At 55.7% G+C, this 17,459-nt stretch carries 16 protein-coding genes; 9 read left to right on the top strand and 7 right to left on the bottom strand.

What is annotated here, in order from left to right:
* Positions 1 to 571: 571 nt before the first annotated feature.
* The 3 genes from AC1RKC_RS09555 to AC1RKC_RS09545 all read left to right on the top strand — a co-directional run bounded on the left by AC1RKC_RS09555 (position 572) and on the right by AC1RKC_RS09545 (position 3,896).
* The gene (locus AC1RKC_RS09555; protein WP_044552281.1) at positions 572 to 1,696 is read left to right on the top strand and encodes a hypothetical protein; all 1,125 of its coding nucleotides are present in this window, start codon (positions 572 to 574) and stop codon (positions 1,694 to 1,696) included.
* A 228-nt stretch (positions 1,697 to 1,924) separates the two neighbouring features.
* Positions 1,925 to 2,287 carry a diacylglycerol kinase gene (locus AC1RKC_RS09550; protein ID WP_020827628.1) on the top strand — a complete coding sequence of 121 codons (363 nt, stop codon included), beginning with the start codon at positions 1,925 to 1,927 and terminating at the stop codon, positions 2,285 to 2,287.
* A gap of 145 nt (positions 2,288 to 2,432) precedes the next feature.
* Positions 2,433 to 3,896, top strand: coding sequence for an EmmdR/YeeO family multidrug/toxin efflux MATE transporter (locus AC1RKC_RS09545; RefSeq protein WP_046373189.1), 1,464 nt, complete (start codon positions 2,433 to 2,435; stop codon positions 3,894 to 3,896).
* Between the two features lie 3 nt (positions 3,897 to 3,899).
* Here the strand turns inward: AC1RKC_RS09545 and AC1RKC_RS09540 are convergent, their stop codons facing one another.
* Positions 3,900 to 4,757 (bottom strand): AraC family transcriptional regulator, encoded by an 858-nt coding sequence (locus tag AC1RKC_RS09540; protein ID WP_020827626.1) that lies wholly within the window; start codon positions 4,755 to 4,757, stop codon positions 3,900 to 3,902.
* A gap of 200 nt (positions 4,758 to 4,957) precedes the next feature.
* Here AC1RKC_RS09540 and AC1RKC_RS09535 point away from each other — a divergent pair, with 200 nt between their 5' ends.
* The gene (locus tag AC1RKC_RS09535; protein WP_234530331.1) at positions 4,958 to 6,265 is read left to right on the top strand and encodes an alpha-glucosidase/alpha-galactosidase; all 1,308 of its coding nucleotides are present in this window, start codon (positions 4,958 to 4,960) and stop codon (positions 6,263 to 6,265) included.
* 81 nt (positions 6,266 to 6,346) lie between these two features.
* Positions 6,347 to 7,603 carry an MFS transporter gene (locus AC1RKC_RS09530; RefSeq protein ID WP_020827624.1) on the top strand — a complete coding sequence of 419 codons (1,257 nt, stop codon included), beginning with the start codon at positions 6,347 to 6,349 and terminating at the stop codon, positions 7,601 to 7,603.
* 12 nt (positions 7,604 to 7,615) lie between these two features.
* On the opposite strand, the gene AC1RKC_RS09525 is transcribed toward AC1RKC_RS09530, so the two are convergent.
* Positions 7,616 to 7,810, bottom strand: coding sequence for a hypothetical protein (locus AC1RKC_RS09525; RefSeq protein ID WP_116690216.1), 195 nt, complete (start codon positions 7,808 to 7,810; stop codon positions 7,616 to 7,618).
* Between the two features lie 321 nt (positions 7,811 to 8,131).
* A complete protein-coding gene (locus AC1RKC_RS09520) occupies positions 8,132 to 10,507 on the bottom strand; it encodes a glucose/quinate/shikimate family membrane-bound PQQ-dependent dehydrogenase (protein WP_020827622.1) in 2,376 nt (791 codons plus the stop codon).
* Between the two features lie 458 nt (positions 10,508 to 10,965).
* On the opposite strand from AC1RKC_RS09520, the gene AC1RKC_RS09515 reads away from it, so the two are divergent.
* A complete protein-coding gene (locus tag AC1RKC_RS09515) occupies positions 10,966 to 11,955 on the top strand; it encodes an aldo/keto reductase (RefSeq protein ID WP_046373192.1) in 990 nt (329 codons plus the stop codon).
* Positions 11,956 to 12,075: 120 nt separating this feature from the next.
* Entirely contained in the window at positions 12,076 to 12,486 is a 411-nt protein-coding gene (locus AC1RKC_RS09510) for a (R)-mandelonitrile lyase (protein WP_046375018.1), read from the top strand.
* Between the two features lie 12 nt (positions 12,487 to 12,498).
* On the opposite strand, the gene AC1RKC_RS09505 is transcribed toward AC1RKC_RS09510, so the two are convergent.
* Together AC1RKC_RS09505 and gabD are read right to left on the bottom strand one after the other, a co-directional pair.
* Positions 12,499 to 12,867: a glyoxalase superfamily protein gene (locus AC1RKC_RS09505; protein ID WP_020827619.1), complete on the bottom strand. Its 369-nt coding sequence runs from the start codon at positions 12,865 to 12,867 to the stop codon at positions 12,499 to 12,501.
* Positions 12,868 to 12,948: 81 nt separating this feature from the next.
* Positions 12,949 to 14,424 carry an NADP-dependent succinate-semialdehyde dehydrogenase gene (gabD, locus tag AC1RKC_RS09500; protein WP_142814943.1) on the bottom strand — a complete coding sequence of 492 codons (1,476 nt, stop codon included), beginning with the start codon at positions 14,422 to 14,424 and terminating at the stop codon, positions 12,949 to 12,951.
* A gap of 228 nt (positions 14,425 to 14,652) precedes the next feature.
* Between gabD and AC1RKC_RS09495 the strand changes: the two genes are divergently transcribed.
* On the top strand, positions 14,653 to 14,868 hold the full coding sequence (locus AC1RKC_RS09495; protein WP_020827617.1) for a glycogen synthase: 216 nt from the start codon (positions 14,653 to 14,655) through the stop codon (positions 14,866 to 14,868).
* Between the two features lie 30 nt (positions 14,869 to 14,898).
* Here AC1RKC_RS09495 and AC1RKC_RS09490 read toward each other — a convergent pair whose 3' ends face one another.
* Positions 14,899 to 15,819, bottom strand: coding sequence for a pyridoxamine 5'-phosphate oxidase family protein (locus AC1RKC_RS09490; protein ID WP_493092329.1), 921 nt, complete (start codon positions 15,817 to 15,819; stop codon positions 14,899 to 14,901).
* Between the two features lie 5 nt (positions 15,820 to 15,824).
* Positions 15,825 to 16,442: a glutathione S-transferase gene (locus AC1RKC_RS09485; protein ID WP_493092330.1), complete on the bottom strand. Its 618-nt coding sequence runs from the start codon at positions 16,440 to 16,442 to the stop codon at positions 15,825 to 15,827.
* 98 nt (positions 16,443 to 16,540) lie between these two features.
* Here AC1RKC_RS09485 and AC1RKC_RS09480 point away from each other — a divergent pair, with 98 nt between their 5' ends.
* On the top strand, positions 16,541 to 17,440 hold the full coding sequence (locus AC1RKC_RS09480) for a LysR family transcriptional regulator (RefSeq protein WP_493092331.1): 900 nt from the start codon (positions 16,541 to 16,543) through the stop codon (positions 17,438 to 17,440).
* Positions 17,441 to 17,459 lie beyond the last annotated feature (19 nt).

Below are 17,459 nucleotides of genomic sequence, written 5' to 3'. Positions count from 1 at the left end.
GACCATGACAGAAGAACGGCGGATATAGGTGCTGTCACAGCCAGCTCCTGATATCTCCATCCTTTGCCCGACAGCCTTGACCGGGTGCCTGTTATCGACACATTTCCGGGAGGCAATAATCGGCGATTCATATGATCTGATCTTGCGCATGGCTATCTCCGTACTTAAACATATCCTAAACAGTATCCGGAAGACGGACAAAAGTGAAAGCCTCATTTAACCCCAGGGATAGAAAAAGCATTTAATGTTAAAATATGCCAATGCGTCTCCAGACCAGAATTAGTAAACTAAAAAACGATTGGTTTTTCTTTGCTGGAAATAGCACGAAATAATAAAAAGCATAATTTGCTCAGATCACTCACGCCCCTGTCTGGCATCACTTTTGATAAAGAACAGCACGTGTCAGTGGAAACTCTGCTCGGGTAACATCCTGCAGGATAATAGGTATTAATTGATTTTTCTTATCTCTTAAAGGGATAAGTCATAACCGAGAGCGGATCTCATTTCAGAAAATATCACTGGCGTTATAACGTTCTTTTTTTGAGCATGTCACTAAATTGTAAGGTTATTTATGATTCATATTGAGCAAGTCCTCGATAAGCGTGATCTTAAGGCATTTATCGCTTTTCCTTCCTCCCTGTTTCGTGACGATCCTAATTGGATTGACCCTTTGTATTTAGAGCGCGAAGAACATCTCTCTAAGAAGAATCCTGGGACTGACCATATAGAATGGCAGGCATGGGTAGCCAAAAAAGAGGGCAAGGTGGTCGGGCGGATAACCGCTCAAATTGACGCTTTGCACCGCGAACGCTACGGCGAGGATACCGGTCACTTTGGCATGATCGATGCCATCGAGGATCCGGCGGTTTTTAGCGCGTTATTTGCCGCGGCAGAAGCTTGGCTGAGGTCTAAGGGCGCATTAAAAATCACCGGTCCCTTCAGTCTTAATATCAATCAGGAAAGTGGCCTGTTGGTCGAAGGGTTTGATACGCCGCCGTCGGCGCTGATGACGCATGCCAAACCCTACTACGCAGCCAATCTGGAGCGCCAGGGGTATACGCAGGGCATAGATTTGTTGGCTTATTGGATGAAGCGCACGGACCTGCATTTTTCGCCTTCTCTGGCCAAAATGATGAGTCAGGTGCGTAAAAAAGTGACCCTTCGCCGCCTCAATCGCAAAAGGTTTAGCGAGGAAATGCAGGTGCTGCGCGAAATTTTCAATTCCGGTTGGCAGGATAACTGGGGATTTGTGCCTTTCACCGAGCATGAGTTTGCCACCATGGGCGATCAGCTGAAGTTCCTGGTGCCTGATGACATGATTTATATTGCCGAGGTCGATTCAGTACCCTGCGCTTTCATCGTCGGTTTGCCCAATATCAACGAGGCAATTGCCGATCTCAACGGCAGTTTATTTCCCTTTGGCTGGGCGAAGCTGTTGTGGCGTTTGAAAGTGAGCGGGGTGCGTACCGCGAGGGTGCCGCTGATGGGCGTTCGCCAGGAATATCAATTCAGCCGAATAGGGCCGATTATTGCACTATTGCTGATCGAAGCGTTACATGACCCCTTCGAGAAACGCGGTATTGATGCGCTGGAGATGTCCTGGATATTAGAGTCGAATACCGGCATGCGCACCATTCTGGAGCGAATTGGCGCGGTGCCTTACAAGCGTTATCGCTTATATGAAAAACAACTCTAACCCCTCGGCAAGACGCTGATTTTATCGGCCCTTCACAGGATGTAAAACGCACTGCGCTCAGAGAATACCTATGGCCAAAATTGCCTTTTGGTTGTTGGCGATTCAACGTTGCCGGAAAAACAATGTCACACGGGTGATTATTTAATTTCATTAACCAATTTCGTTATAAGTTACTGTGCGTTATTGATTGGTATTAAAAATCACCCGGTTTTTATAAGAGTAAGATGCATGTCCTTTGAAAAGAAAAAAGGAATAAATCGCTTAATAAGTAGCATAAAAAACTCACTGGCGGGCCTTGTTGATGCCGTTTTTACCGAAGATGCTTTCCGCCAATTACTGGTGATTAACGTAATATTACTGGTTGTTACATTTACTTTAGATATTACAAAAGTAGAAAGGATGTTATTGATTGCCAGCAGCTTCATTTTACTGGTTGTTGAGTTGCTTAATACTGCCATTGAGAGCGTTGTCGATCGCATTTCTCTGGAGATACATCCCTTATCCAAGCGGGCCAAGGATTTGGGCGGCGCTGCGCAGTTGGTTGCGGTGGTGATGACGATAATGCTTTGGCTGGTGGTCTTGTTGGGCTGATTAATACCCGCGGGGCACCCCGATTTTCCGGAAGAAACGCCAGCTTTCAGCTGCCTTCATCAAGGAAGCAAAATATTCTTTGCAGGATAACGTTCTGTCGCTCATTATTTGAAATGTTGTTTCACTTTTATCTCATGAGCCGATCTTGAACTTATACGCCGCCCTGCGCCAGCGCGTGGAAAATACGCCCTGGTATCCTAAACGCAAAAGCTATCGCGTGCTGTTTTGGCGTGAGATCACGCCGCTGGCGGTGCCGATCTTTATGGAGAACGCCTGCGTTCTGCTGATGGGGGTGCTGAGCACCTTTTTGGTGAGCTGGATCGGCAAAGAGGCGATGGCCGGGGTGGGGCTGGCGGACAGCTTCAACATGGTAATCATCTCGTTCTTCGCCGCGGTGGATCTGGGCACCACGGTGGTGGTGGCCTTTAGCCTCGGCAAGCGGGACAGAAAAAGAGCGCGAGCGGCTGCACGCCAGTCGCTGGTGCTAATGACCCTGGTGGCCTTTGCCTTGGCGATCGGCATTCATTTGGCGGGCGAACAGATTATTGATGTGATCGCCGGTGCCGCCACGCCGGAGGTAAAGGCGTTGGCGCTGTCTTATCTGCAAACCACGGTGTGGAGCTACCCGGCCGCCGCCATTGCCTTGATTGGCAGCGGGGCGTTGCGCGGTGCAGGCAACACCAAAATCCCGCTGTTGATCAACGGCGGCATGAATATTCTGAATATCATCATCAGCAGCATACTGATTTACGGCATGCTGGGCTGGCACGGGCTGGGGTTTGTCGGGGCCGGGCTGGGGTTAACCATTTCCCGCTATATTGGCGCCCTCGCGATCGTTTATGTCCTGATGATCGGCTTTAATCCGGCGCTGCACATCACGCTGAAAAGTTACTTTACCCCGTTGAAGCTGACCATCCTGTGGGAAGTGCTGGGGATAGGTATTCCTGCCAGCATCGAATCGGTGTTGTTCAACGGCGGCAAGTTATTGACCCAAATGTTTGTTGCCGGCATGGGCACCAACGTTATCGCCGGCAATTTCATCGCTTTTTCTGTCGCGTCGTTGATTAACCTTCCGGGCAACGCTCTGGGGTCGGCATCGACCATTATTGTGGGAAAACGGCTGGGCAAAGGGCAAATAGCTCAGGCGGAGCGCCAATTGCGCCACATTTTCTGGCTGGCAACGATTGGGCTGACGGTGATTGCCTGGGGCACGGCGCCCCTGGCGGGGGTATTCGCCTCGTTTTATACCCAACAAGACGACGTGAAGGAGGTGGTAAAGGTGTTGCTCTGGCTCAATGCCGCCTTTATGCCTATCTGGGCGGCGTCATGGGTGTTGCCTGCCGGTTTGAAGGGCGCGCGCGACGCCCGTTTTGCGATGTGGGTGTCGATGCTGGGCATGTGGGGTTGCCGCGTGGTTGCCGGTTATACGCTGGGCATCATGCTGGGCATGGGCGTGGTTGGGGTCTGGCTGGGGATGTTTATGGATTGGGCGGTACGCGGTGTCTTGTTCTACTGGCGTATGGTCAGCGGACGGTGGCTGTGGAAATACCCGCGCATAAAATCGAACTCGCTGGCGGAAAATATCCGCGCAGAGAAAAGCGGCGAGTAAGCATCAGGCGTTCGCTGTTACTTCGCCCGGCACCGATGATGCCTGACTATTTTCCAGACGCCATTTGGCCGGCGAGAGGCCGTGGACCTGTTTAAAGGCCTTGGAGAAGTGCAGTTGGTTTTCATACCCCACCGAAATTCCCACCACCTTGATTGACGTCTGGCTATTGCACAGCAGGCTGGCGGCGATGTTCATGCGGAAGTTCAGCAGATATTCCTTTGGCCCAATGCCGTAAGTGCCTTTAAACAGCCGACACAGGTAACTGCGGTTGATGTTGCAGTAGGCGGCCAGGCGCTCAATGGTGAGGGGTTCATGGTAGCGGTTTTCAATGAGTTTTACCGCCTTGCGCAGATGCTGCGCCTTGTCGCTTGGCGGCTCGGCGATGCTTTGCAAAGCGTTATCAATCAGCGAAGAAAAAAACAGATAGCTCAGGCCCAGCGTTTTTAACCGATGTTCATCACCATGGCTAATGAGTTGCCGCAGATAGCGCAGCGCCAGAGGGGCGTCTTCGTTCTGGCGGGGACGATAAATCGGCAACTGGCGGCTCAGGCGGCACTCTTCAAAAATCTTGCCGGCCACCAGCCCGTCGACTTCCAGCCACATATAATGCCAGGGATCTTTGGAGTCGGCGCGATAGGTGGTCACGTCGTGCGGGTGGATCAAAAAACCTTCTCCGGCCACCACCGGAAAAGAGCCATATTCGCTGCTCAGTACCCCGGTACCGCTTATCACATAATGAAATAAATAGTGTTGGCGTACCGCCGGTCCAAAGCTGTGCCCCTTGTCACAGTTCTCCTCGCCATACTGGTACAGGTTCAGCTCGATATTGTCGGTACGACTCAGAGTAAAACTCTTATGCATCAGTCATGACCCCTGTGTTTTCGCTTACTGTAGCAGTGTAGTCGTGGCACGGCGGTGGGGCGATCTTCAGATCCAGACCTGGCTCACAGTTTTCATGCTGCGTCATTTTTCGCCATAACAAGGTCACATTTATCCCTATATTGCGAATGCGTTGCCGCGTAGTTTCAGCTTATCGAAAACCACAGCAGCGGAGAAATACGATGATTAAAGTGACTTTTATGGGGGCAGGCAGCACCATTTTCGCCAAGAACGTTCTCGGCGATATCATGGCAACGCCGGCCCTGAAAGAGGTGGATATTGCGCTGTACGACATTGACAGCGCTCGTCTCAATGAATCTTTCGCCATGCTGAGCAATATCAACCGCAATATTAATGCGGGCAGGGCGAAGATCACCCCTTATCTCGGGGTAGAAAACCGCCGCGCGGCACTGAAAAACGCTAATTACGTGGTGAATGCCATTCAGGTCGGCGGCTACGATCCTTGCACCATTACCGATTTCACCATCGCCAGAAAGTACGGCCTGCAGCAGACCATTGCCGATACCCTGGGCATCGGCGGCATCTTCCGCGCGCTGCGTACCATTCCGGTGCTGTTTGACTTTGCCCGGGACATTGAGGCGGTCTGTCCGGATGCCTGGTTGCTGAACTACACCAACCCAATGGCGGCCTTAACCGGAGCCATGCTGCGCCATACCGGGGTGAAAACGGTGGGGTTATGTCACAGCGTTCAGGTATGCGCGGAGACCTTGCTGAAAAGCGTCGATATGCCTACCGACGACGTACAGTTTCACATTGCCGGCATCAACCACATGGCCTGGCTGCTGGACGTTCGCCGTCACGGCGAGGATCTGTACCCGGAAATCAAGCGTCGCGCCAACGCGCTGCAGGGCAAGCATGACGACATGGTACGCCATGAAATCATGAAAACCTTTGGTTATTACGTCACTGAATCTTCCGAGCATAATGCCGAATACATGCCGTATTGGATTAAACGTCATTATCCGGAACTGATTGAGCGCTTCAATATCCCTCTCGACGAGTATCCGCGCCGTTGTATCGAGCAAATCGACCAGTGGCAGCAACGCAAGCTGGCGTTGACCCACGACGCTAACCTGACGCATTCCCGTACCCACGAATATGCCTCATACATTATCGAAGCGATGGAGACCGACCGGCCGTACAAGATTGGCGGCAACGTGCTCAACACCGGTCTCATCACCAACTTGCCGGCAGAGGCCTGCGTAGAAGTGCCTTGTCTGGTGGATGGGCAGGGTATCAGCCCTTGTTACGTTGGCCATTTACCTGAGCAACTGGCGGCGCTGAACCGCACCAATATCAATACCCAGCTATTGACCATTGAAGCGGCGGTGACGGGCAAACGCGACGCGATTTACCATGCGGCGCTGTTGGACCCACATACCTCCGCCGAACTTTCCATTGATGATATACGTAAGCTGTGCGACGAGCTGATTGAGGCTCACGGCAACTGGCTCCCTGCCTATCACTGATCGTCGAATTTAACCGTATCTCCTCCTCAAAACGCACAAGGCGCGGGGCTTCCTGCGCCATCAAAAATAGGGTGGTGAGCCATGTTTTATTTGAGAAACAAGAATTTTTGGATCTTTGGGGCCTTCTGTTTTTTCTACTTTTTCATCATGGGGGCGGTGCTGCCGTTCTTTCCTATCTGGCTGCATGACGTCAACCAGCTTGACCAGCAGCAAACCGGGTTGGTGTTTGCCTGCATGGCGCTGTTTGCCCTGGTGTTTCAGCCGATTTTCGGTTTCGTCACCGACAAATTTGGCCTGAAGAAACACCTGCTGTGGATGATCATCTTCCTGCTGCTGTTTCTGGCGCCGCTGTTTATTTATGTGTTTTCGCCGCTGCTGCAAAGCCACTTTGTTTGGGGGGCCTTGCTGTGCGGGGTTTACCTGGGGCTGGTGTGCAGCGGCGGTTCACCGGCCATTGAAGCTTATATCGAAAAAGTGAGCCGACGCAGTCAGTTCGAGTATGGCCGCGCCCGGTTGTTCGGCTGTATCGGCTGGGCCATCTGCGCCTCGATCGTCGGCTATATGTTTACCATCAACAACCAGTTCGCGTTTTGGTTGGCTTCCAGCTTTGCGCTGATCCTGGCCGGTTTGCTGTATTTGTTCAAACCCGATCAGAACAGCACGCTGGCGGTGGCGGACGGTTTGGCGTTAAACCACAAACCCATCAAGTTAAAGGCGGCGTTGAACCTGCTGAAAATGCGCAAATTCTGGTGTCTGGTGATGTATATCGTGGGCGTGGCCTGCGTGTATGACGTCTTTGATCAGCAGTTTGCCAACTTCTTTACGTCGTTTTTCAGCGACCGACATGCGGGAACGCAGGCGTTTGGTTATGTAACGACGCTGGGCGAGTTTCTTAACGCTTTCATCATGTTCTTTGCGCCGTTGATCATTAATCGCATTGGCGGCAAGAACGCGCTGTTGATCGCTGGGGTGATTATGTCGGTGCGGATTATTGGTTCATCGCAGGCGGATTCGGTCACCGCGGTCATTATTCTCAAAACCCTGCATATGTTTGAGGTGCCGTTCCTGTTGGTGGGCATTTTCAAATACATCACCACCCAGTTTAACGTTAACCTTTCGGCGTCGATATACCTGTGGGGCTTTTGCTTCTTCAAGCAGCTCTCGGCAATCGGTATGTCCTATGCGGCAGGCCTGATGTACGTCAATTACGGTTTCAAAACCTCTTACCTGATCCTCGGCTGCATTGCGTTGCTGTTCACGTTGATTTCAGCCTTTGCCCTTAGCGGTAAGGTCGCGGTAGTCAAGCAGGAGGGCACACTGCCGGTTGCGGCGAATTAGTGCCGGCTCAACTCAATACAGCAGCGTCATAAGGCTAAAAAACAGCAGCGTCAGGACAATGATAAACCCGGTCTGCAGCGTCTTGCGCATCAGGCGACTGTGGCCCCAGCGGGTGGCGCTCAGACGGCTATCGATGACGAACAGTGCCGGAACCATCAGCAGCACGTAAATCAACATCAGCATGGCGGTTAACGGCTGCTGGCTCATTCTGGCGTCTCCGCGCTGAGGTAGACAGGGGGGGCCCGCAGGGGGGCGATGCTGCTTTGTTTCCGGTGTTTGTGCTCGACCATGTGCCTCCAAATAGGGCCGCCCGAAGGCGGCCGCCGGTTACTGCTTGCGATATGAAGATGATTGCCGGCCACTGCCGGGGCCAACGTAGACATAATATTGCGAATGATAATCATTATCAATACTTGGCGTGAAATTTTATTGCAGGATGAGGATGGGCGGTGGGAAAGCTTTTACTGTGGTTTTAAAGTGACAGAGCACGCCATCCGGCGTGCTCTGTGACAAGACTATCCTCTGCGATTATTTCTCGTCTGGCAAGGCGTAAGCGACAATATAGTCACCCAGCTTGGTGCCGAACGAACCATGACCGCCGGCGGAAATCACCACGTACTGCTTGCCGTTGACCTCATAGGTCATTGGCGTTGCCTGGCCACCGGCCGGCAGCCGCGCTTCCCACAGTTTTTCACCGTTGGTCACGCTGAAGGCGCGCAGATAGTTGTCCGCGGTTGCGCCAATGAAGAAGACGTTACCGGCGGTGGACACCGGCCCGCCCAACATCGGCATGCCCATTTTGAACGGTAACGGCAGCGGAGAACTGTCGCGTACGGTACCGATACGTTTTTTCCACACGATGTCGTTGGTTTTCAGGTCCACGGCGGAAATATAGCCCCAGGCCGGCTGTTTGCACGGCAGGCCAAACGGCGACAGGAACGGATTCAGCGTTACGCCGAACGGCACGCCATACTGCGGTTGAACGCCGGACTCGGTGCCAGATCCGCCTTTGTCATTTTCGTCAGGCTCGATCGGGTTGCCCGGACCGCGTGGGATCAGTTTGGAAACAAACGGCAAGGCGATAGGGTTGGCGATAGCCACCTGACGGTCGGTATCTACAGACAGACCACCCCATTCGAACATGCCCAGGTTACCCGGGAACACCAGCGTGCCCTGCTCGGAAGGCGGCGTGAAGGTGCCTTCGTAACGCAGGCTGTGGAACATCACCCGGCAAACCAGTTGGTCATAAATGGTGGCACCCCACATGTCCGCGCCGGTCAGCTTTTTCTCTGGACGGAAAGTCAGCTCAGAGAAAGGCTGGGTCGGTGACAGACGGTCGCCCTTGGCTGGCCCCTGAGGAACCGGTTTTTCCGGCGCCGGAACCACCAACTCGCCATTGGTGCGATTCAGAACGAAAATGTTACCGGTTTTGGTCGGCACATAAATCACCGGCACCTTGTTACCGTTTTTATCGGTAATGTCCGCCAGCGTCGGCTGTGCCGGTACGTCCATATCCCACAGGTCATGGTGCACCGTCTGATAGAACCAGACCAGTTTGCCGGTGGTGGCGTTCAGCGCCAGCAGGCCACTGGCATAACGCTCCATTTCCGGCGTGCGATCGCCGCCCCAGATGTCCGGCGTGGTGACGCCCATCGGCAGGTAAACGATATCCAGCTTGGCATCGTAGGCTGAAGGGGCCCAGGAGTTAGGGGAGTTCGGGGTGAAGTGGTGCTCGTCCGCCGGAATGGCGTTCGGATCTTTCGCGCCCGGATCGAAGGCCCACAGCAGCTTGCCGCTGTTGACGTCAAAACCGCGGATCACGCCCGAAGGCTCGCGGTTGGAGTAGTTGTCGGTCACTGCACCGGCTATCACAATCACCTTGTCGGTGATCACCGGCGGCGACGTTGGCTCATAATGGCCCGGCGTCGCATACGGCATATTGCTTTGCAGGTTGAGCTCGCCGTTATTGGCGAAGTCGGCGCAAGGCTTGCCGCTATCGGCATCCAGTGCGAACAAACGACCGTCATTTACCGGCAGGATAATGCGTCGTGCACACAGCGCCGGGGAGGCATCTGCGGCTGCACCTGTGGCGGCAGGCGTTTCATGATACGAGACGCCACGGCAGGTGATGTGCTGGAAGGTCGGGTTAAATTTCAACTGAGGATCGAACTGCCACTTTTGCTTGCCGGTGGCGGCGTCCAGTGCGAACAGCTTCTGGTGCGGGGTGCACAGATAGAGCGTGTCGCGGATTTTAATCGGGGTCACTTCGTTGGTGATTTCCCCCGGATCGTTGGCGGTTTTCAGGTCGCCGGTCTGGAAAGTCCAGGCTTCCTTGAGTTTGCCGACGTTCTTATCATTGATTTGGCTCAGTGGAGAGTAACGCGTGCCTTCCTGGGTGCGGCCATAGGCCGGCCAGTCGGCGTCTGACGCCTGAGGTTCGACTTTTACCTGCGCAGGTTCGAGGGTGCCGTTGATCTCTTGTGGATCATTAAACACCGCATAGGCCAGCGCCACCACGGTGACGACCAGCGCCAGGCTCAACGCGCTGTAGGCCAGCTTGCCCCTGGCGTGCAGCTTGCGATAGATAAAAGGCAGTACCAGCCACAGGCCGAAGAAGAAGGTGACGTCCAGACGCGGTGTCAGTGCCCAGAAGTCGGGCCCCACTTCCCACAGCGCCCAAATTGTGGTGCCGAGTAAAAAGATGGCGTACAGCAATAGAGCGGTTGCACGACGGCGGACCAGTAACCAGGCGGTGATCAGCAGCACCAGGCCGGCGATGATGTAGTACAGCGAGCCGCCGAGCTTGGCCAGCCAGATGCCGCCTCCCAGCAGATAGAGCCCACTCAACGCGGCGAACAGTGCCGTGATGATGATGAGCGGCGATGATGACGCTTTATTTTGCATAGTATTATCCTTACCAAAATGAAAAGTCCCCGATTTAGAGATTAAGCCATATCCAAAAAAACACGCGGTTTCTCCCCAAAAATCCATCCCCGGTGTCTGGCATATCCCCCTGTTGCCAAGGCTAAAAGGCAGCGGCAATCAAAAATAAGGCGGACAGTTTTGGACGTTGAATAAACGCTCTCGTCAGAGATAAAGCCCAAACGGGCTGAATCAGGCGTAGCCGTTTCGATGATGTTGCGCGGATGTGACGGCGCCGCCCAAAGCGCGGCTAGGTTACTCTAATTATTCTGCTTTTATTGAATACCTTGTGCTTTTTTTTAGCGCGTTGCGGGTTTATGAATTGAGCTCATAAGCTCATGCATATTCAGCGCGTAGTTATTTGCCCGGTTGCCTCTTACAGTGATCGCACCTGGTCGCCCCGCACAAGCGGTGACCCATTCGTACACATCGGAGGAAAAATGCAAAAACGTAAGCTGGGTAATAGTGGGCTGGAAGTATCAGCGTTGGGACTGGGCTGCATGGGGCTTAGCTTTGGCTATGGCCCAGCCACCGACAAACAGCAGGCGATTGGCTTGATCCGAGCCGCTGTGGATCAGGGCGTGACCTTTTTCGATACCGCAGAAGTTTATGGCCCCTTCACCAATGAGTCACTGGTGGGCGAGGCGCTGGCGCCGGTACGCGATCGGGTCGTAATAGCCACCAAGTTTGGTTTTGAACTGCCGCAGCCGGATGGCAAACAGGTGCTCAACAGCCGACCGGAACATATCCGCCAGGCGGTGGAAGGGTCGTTAAAGCGTCTTAACGTCGAAACGATCGATCTGCTTTATCAGCACCGGGTGGATCCCAATGTGCCGATTGAAGACGTCGCCGGTACGGTGAAGGCGCTGATCCAGGAAGGGAAGGTGAAGCACTTTGGCCTGTCCGAGGCGGGGGCACAGACGCTGCGCCGTGCCCATGCGGTGCAGCCGGTGACGGCGTTGCAAAGTGAATATTCGCTGTGGTGGCGGGAGCCCGAGCAGGAAATCTTGCCGACGCTGCAAGAGTTAGGCATTGGGTTTGTTCCTTTCAGCCCGTTGGGGAAAGGTTTTCTCACCGGGGCGATCAACGAAAATACCACCTTCGACAGCAGCGACTTCCGCAATGTGGTGCCGCGTTTCAGCGAGCAGGCGCGCAGGGCCAACCAGGGGCTGGTGGACGTGCTGGGTCAGATAGCTCAGCAAAAAGGGGTCACCCCGGCACAGATAGCGCTGGCCTGGCTGCTGGCACAGCAACCCTGGATTGTGCCGATCCCGGGGACCACTAAACAGCATCGCCTGCAGGAAAATCTCGGGGCCGCGTCGCTGTCATTGTCGTCGGAAGAACTGCGCAGCATTGAAGCGGCACTCGCGGTTATTGAGGTTCAGGGCGATCGCTATCCGGCGCATTTGCAACAAAACGTCGGACGTTGATGCGGCCGTTGCCCGTGGTAGCTTTTGAACCGCCGTCACTGACCGGCGAAAAGGCGCGCACGCTCTACAATTATCCTGTCAATGTTAACGTCGGCAGCCTCTGCCGAACTGGAGAAACAAGTGAAAATTCAACGCAGCGGTTCCCAACCTTCTCGTCCGGGGCCAGAAGAGTACTTTACCGGCAAAGTTCGCATCGATGCGCCTTTTGCCGGTAGCGAACCGGCCCGCGTGGGCGGCGCCACCGTGACCTTTGAGCCCGGAGCCCGTACCGCCTGGCACACCCATCCGCTCGGCCAGACGCTGATCGTGACTCAGGGGCGCGGTTGGATCCAGCTGTGGGGTGAAGAGATCCAGGAAATGAACCAGGGCGATATTGTGTGGATCCCGGAAGACGTCAAACACTGGCACGGTGCGACGCCGGACACCGCCATGACCCACATCGCCATCGCCGAATCGTTAAACGGCAGCCCGGTAGACTGGATGGAGAAGGTCAGCGACGCGCAGTACCACAAGCCTGCCCTGAACGGCTAGCCGCCAAAAGGGTCAGGCGTCGCCGATTTGCTGGCAAAAACGCAGCCGGTTGCCAAAGGGGTCGGTGAGGTTCAGCTCTTTCCCCCAGTCGAGGGTTTCAACGCCTGGCCGGGCATAGCGGTACTGCCTGGCTGATAGCTCCTGGTGCAACGCGTCGATATCCTCGGTGGGAATAAACACCGCGGAACCCGGCGTGCTGTCACCATAGTGCTCACTGAGATGCAACCTCAGACCGGAACGCGTGATCTGCATGTACAGCGGCAGATCTTCACTGAAACGGTGCTCCCAATCCAACGTGAAACCGAGAAAATCCAGATAAAACTCCCGGGCCTTTTCAACCGAAAAGATGCGAAGAATGGGAACGGCAGGGGATAACTCCATTGTTGACCTCGTTTAAGCGGCTGCTAAAGGTAATCGGGCTTGACCGGCCCGCGTGAGCGGGCCGCATAAAAGCGTCGGGGGCTAGATCCCTAATCCGCCCAGGCACAGATACTTTATCTCGAGATAATCTTCGATACCGTACTTCGATCCTTCACGCCCCAGTCCGGAGTTTTTAACCCCGCCGAAGGGGGCCACTTCGGTGGATATCAGCCCTTCATTGATGCCTACGATGCCGTATTCCAGCGCTTCGGCAACCCGCATTACCCGGCCAATGTCGCGACTGTAGAAATAAGAAGCCAGACCGAAAGGGGTATCGTTGGCCAACTCAATGGCTTCGGCTTCGCTGTCGAAGCGGATCAGCGGCGCTACCGGGCCAAAGGTCTCTTCATGGAAGATTTTGGCCTGCCGCGGCACGTTGGTCAGAATGGTCGGCGTAAAGAAGTTATTGCCCAGCTCATGGGGCTTGCCCCCCAGCAGTATTGAGGCGCCGTGCTGCACCGCGTCGGCGATATGCTCGCTGACTTTTTCCACGGCGGCCGAATTAATCAACGGGCCGATGGTGACACCATCATCCATGCCATTACCGACTTTCAGCTTGGCTACTGCCACCTTCAGCTTTTCGGCAAAGGCGTCGTAAATACCGTCCTGTACCAGGAAGCGGTTGGTGCAAACGCAGGTCTGGCCGGCGTTGCGATATTTGGACGCGACGGCACCGGCGACGGCGGCGTCCAGATCGGCATCGTCAAACACGATAAACGGCGCATTGCCGCCCAGTTCCATACTGGTTTTTTTGATGGTCGGGGCACACTGCGCCAGCAGTTGCGCACCCACTTCGGTGCTGCCGGTAAAGGAGAGTTTGCGTACGTCCGGGTTGGCGGTCAGTTCGCCACCGATAGCCTGGCTTGGGCCGGTGATCACATTGCACACGCCGGCCGGTAAACCTGCACGTTCGGCCAGCACGGCGAGCGCCAACGCCGAGAAGGGGGTCTGACTGGCGGGACGGATCACCCCGGTACAGCCTGCCGCCCAGCCGGGACCGGCCTTGCGGGTGATCATTGCCGCCGGAAAATTCCACGGCGTAATGGCGGCGAAAACGCCAATCGGCTCTTTCTGCACGATAATGCGGCGACCGGACAGATTCTGCGGGATGGTGTCGCCGTAAACCCGCTTGCCTTCTTCGGCGAACCACTCGATGAAGGAGGCGGCGTAGGCAATTTCACCCCGGCTTTCCGCCAACGGCTTGCCTTGCTCGGCGGTCATGATGATGGCCAGATCCTCCTGGTTTTCCATCATCAGTTCGAACAGTTTGCGCAGCTTGCCGGCACGCTCTTTGGCCGTCAGCGCGCGCCAACCAGGCTGGGCTTTTTTGGCGGCGGCGATCGCCTGCGCGGTTTCTTTGGCACCCAAAGCCGGCACCTGACCGACCAGCTCGCCGGTGGCGGGGTTGTGGATCTTGATAGTTTGGTCGCCTTTGGCCGCCAACCACTGTCCATCGATGTAGTTGGCTTCGCGGAACAGCGTGGGATCTTTCAGGCGGGCGGAGAAGTTAGTGCTCATCGGTTATCTTCCTTTTTCAGAATTCAACACGGGTTGACCTACCCCAAACGGCTACCCTTTACCCTAGCAAATTTTTCCGCCTTCATTTGCCCGATCCTTGGCAACCGATCAATTTATCGCCATTCGCACCTTCTGTACAAAAAATGCCCGCGCTCAGGCCGATACTGAAATCAGCAGGCATATGACCCTTTTTGAAATGACCCTAAGACCCTGAAAGGAGCGTGCAGCATGATGACTTCAGTGAGTCGGCACCTTGCGGCCTACAGCAGCAACATGGATTTTTTGGCTTCCAGCATTGCGCTGATGGAGTGGCAGGGGCGCGAAATCGACGCCGGCAAGGTGGCGGGCAACATGTCCGAAGCGCAAAGCCGCTTGTTCTTTGAACGCCTGAGCTATTTCCGCCAGCTTTATCAGGCCGCCGCGACGGCGGAACACAGCGTATAAATTTACCTAACCCCGCCTCTGCGGGGTTTTTTATGCCGGCTGTGACCACACGCCGGTGCTCAGCGTGGCCGGCGAATACGTCAGATTGCGCCCGCGCCACGGCAGGGCCTGTGAAAAACGCCACGCGCTGCGGATATCGAAGCGCCAGTAACGTTCCGCCCCCGTGACTCCCTGGCCGATTTGCGCCTGCCAGAGGATCTGCGTTTCTCCCTGCAAGTGCAGAACATCACCGCGCTCAAAATCGATAAACAGCAGCGCAGCCTTGGGTTCCGCCAGCAGGTTCCCCAGCGTGTTCATATAGCGGTTGCCGCGAAAATCCGGTATCCACAGGCTGTGATCCTGAAGATGAATAAATCCCGGTTTGCCACCCCGGTGTGAGATATCCACGCCACCTTGTTCCAGTGAGCTGTGGGCGCAGCTGGCGACGAAGCAGGTATCCGCCTGGCGAATCAATGCCTGTGCCGCCGCGTCCAGCGTCGCGAGATGCTCAATCGGCGCGGGATGGGTGGCTACCGGATACAGCTCGCGTTGCTGGATATACTGCGGACAATTGCCGAAGCTCTGACTGACGGCAATTTCCAGGCGGTTTTTATCGGTGCGCGTAATGTGACCGTTGGCTCGATTGCGTCGGCGGTTGCTGAAGTCCAGCCCTAACGCTCCCACCAGACTCCCGGTTTGCAAGGCTGCCTGCGCCGGGTCGTCCTGGCGACGCGGGGTGCTGATGCGCAGGTGGTTGCTGTCCGGCGTGCGTAAAAATCCAGGGGGGCCGTTGAACAGCGTGGCCACCGGCCAGCCCTGCTCGTCCAGGGTGGCGACGAACAGGTAAGGCAGCGCGGCGAAAAATTCGCGGTGCTGCTCGGGCATGCTGGTGTAAATGTTGCCGCCGACGCGGTCAAAACCGGCCAATGCCTGGGCGCGCAGTTCGTCAGGGTGAAACATCGGCTGGGTCATAGGATTTACCTTTGCGCAGGGTGCGGCAATGCGGGCATCGCAAAGAAACCGGGCAGTGCGGCGATGCGCGCCACCCAGCGCCGGATGGCCGGATAGGGCGCCAGGGAGATACCGCCCTCCGGTGCCACCGCCACATAGCTGAAGCAGGCCAGATCGGCGATGGTGGGCTGCTCTGTCGCCAGGTAATCACGGTCGCTCAGATGCAGCTCCATCTGCGGCAAGAAACGCGTGCTAATCGCCAACGCAACCCTGTCGTCCTCCGGTACGGAAAATTGGGCGATCAGGCGACAGGACGCCGGACCGTAGCGTACTTCTCCGGCCGCTTTGGACAACCACGCCTGCACCTGCGCCGCCGCCAGTGGCGTCTCCGGCAGCCAGTGGCTGCCCGGCGCGTAGTTTTTCGCCAGATAAACCAGAATGGCATTGCTGTCGGCCAGCGTTAAATCGCCGTCCACCAGTACCGGGATCTGGCCGAGAGGATTAAGGCGGCGAAACGCTTCGCTTTGGCGAACCTCGGCCGGGGATTCAATAAATTCGTAGAGCAGCTCCAGCATGCTTAGCAGTAATGCCACGCGGTGGACGTGGCCGGAAAGCGGGGTGCCGTACAGTTTGAGCTTGTGCATGGTCAGACTCCTGAAGAATTTTTACCAGCATACTCTTGCAGTCAGCGAGCGGAATCCGGCAATGTAGAAATTGATAATTTCACTTTTTGGAACAGTCTATGGATCGCCTGGACGAATTGGCTATTTTTGTGGCGGTAGTCCAACACGGCAGTCTGGCGGCGGCGGGGCGCAAGCTGCGACGCTCCGCACCTGCCGTCACCCGGGCTATCGCTTCGCTGGAACAGCGCTTTGGTGCCCGCTTGGTCGAACGCACCACCCGAAGGTTAGCGCCGACAGAGGCAGGGTTGCGGTTGGCGGAGCGTGCGCACTTGCTGCTTACTGACTATCAGGCCGCGGTGCTGGACACGGCGGACACTCAGCTCACCGGATTATTGCGTATTACCTCGCCGGTGCAGTTCGGGCGTAAGCATGTGGCACCGGTGGTGATGGCGTTTCTTGACCGGTACCCGCAGATGCAGATTGAAATGGTCCTCAACGATCGCAACCTGGACTTGATTGACGAGGGGCTGGACGTCGCGGTGCGCATTGGTCATTTGCAGGATTCTTCGCGGGTGGCGCGTCGGTTGGGGCAGGTGTCCCGGGTGACCGTCGCCAGCCCGGACTATCTGGCGCGGCGCGGCGAACCGCAGGAGCCGGCGCAACTGGCGGAGCATGACACCATCGTGGGTACCCAGCGGGCATCGCTGCGCGAATGGCGCTTTGGCCCGCAGGAGAATGGCGAGCGGGTACGGCTAACGCCACGCTTGTTGCTCAATGACGTCGAAACGCAGTTACTGGCGGTGCGAGCGGGCAAGGGCATCGCCCGGCTATTGTCGTATCAGGTGGCAGACGATTTGGCCGCGGGGATGTTGGTACGCCTGTTACCGGCGTTTGAACCTTTGCCGATGCCGGTGCAGTTGGTGGCGCAAAACATGCAGCGCATGCCGCTCAAGGTACGCACCTTCTGGGATTATGCCTGGCAGGAATTAAGCCAATTAGCGCAAATTCAGGCGCGATAAAAATAGGTATTGGCGCCAA

It is taken from the genome of Serratia sp. GW822-FHT06E05, from assembly GCF_058799445.1.
Note: the sequence above shows the minus strand (reverse complement) of the source record. Positions and strands in the feature narration are given on the sequence as shown.

Bases quoted from the DNA above. Each gene is read 5' to 3' on its own strand.
- AC1RKC_RS09555 (WP_044552281.1), top strand. From the start codon at position 572: ATGATTCATATTGAGCAAGTCCTCGATAAGCGTGATCTTAAGGCATTT.
- AC1RKC_RS09550 (WP_020827628.1), top strand. From the start codon at position 1,925: ATGTCCTTTGAAAAGAAAAAAGGAATAAATCGCTTAATAAGTAGCATA.
- AC1RKC_RS09540 (WP_020827626.1), bottom strand. From the start codon at position 4,757: ATGCATAAGAGTTTTACTCTGAGTCGTACCGACAATATCGAGCTGAAC.
- AC1RKC_RS09535 (WP_234530331.1), top strand. From the start codon at position 4,958: ATGATTAAAGTGACTTTTATGGGGGCAGGCAGCACCATTTTCGCCAAG.
- AC1RKC_RS09530 (WP_020827624.1), top strand. From the start codon at position 6,347: ATGTTTTATTTGAGAAACAAGAATTTTTGGATCTTTGGGGCCTTCTGT.
- AC1RKC_RS09525 (WP_116690216.1), bottom strand. From the start codon at position 7,810: ATGAGCCAGCAGCCGTTAACCGCCATGCTGATGTTGATTTACGTGCTG.
- AC1RKC_RS09520 (WP_020827622.1), bottom strand. From the start codon at position 10,507: ATGCAAAATAAAGCGTCATCATCGCCGCTCATCATCATCACGGCACTG.
- AC1RKC_RS09515 (WP_046373192.1), top strand. From the start codon at position 10,966: ATGCAAAAACGTAAGCTGGGTAATAGTGGGCTGGAAGTATCAGCGTTG.
- AC1RKC_RS09505 (WP_020827619.1), bottom strand. From the start codon at position 12,867: ATGGAGTTATCCCCTGCCGTTCCCATTCTTCGCATCTTTTCGGTTGAA.
- gabD (WP_142814943.1), bottom strand. From the start codon at position 14,424: ATGAGCACTAACTTCTCCGCCCGCCTGAAAGATCCCACGCTGTTCCGC.
- AC1RKC_RS09495 (WP_020827617.1), top strand. From the start codon at position 14,653: ATGATGACTTCAGTGAGTCGGCACCTTGCGGCCTACAGCAGCAACATG.
- AC1RKC_RS09490 (WP_493092329.1), bottom strand. From the start codon at position 15,819: ATGACCCAGCCGATGTTTCACCCTGACGAACTGCGCGCCCAGGCATTG.
- AC1RKC_RS09485 (WP_493092330.1), bottom strand. From the start codon at position 16,442: ATGCACAAGCTCAAACTGTACGGCACCCCGCTTTCCGGCCACGTCCAC.
- AC1RKC_RS09480 (WP_493092331.1), top strand. From the start codon at position 16,541: ATGGATCGCCTGGACGAATTGGCTATTTTTGTGGCGGTAGTCCAACAC.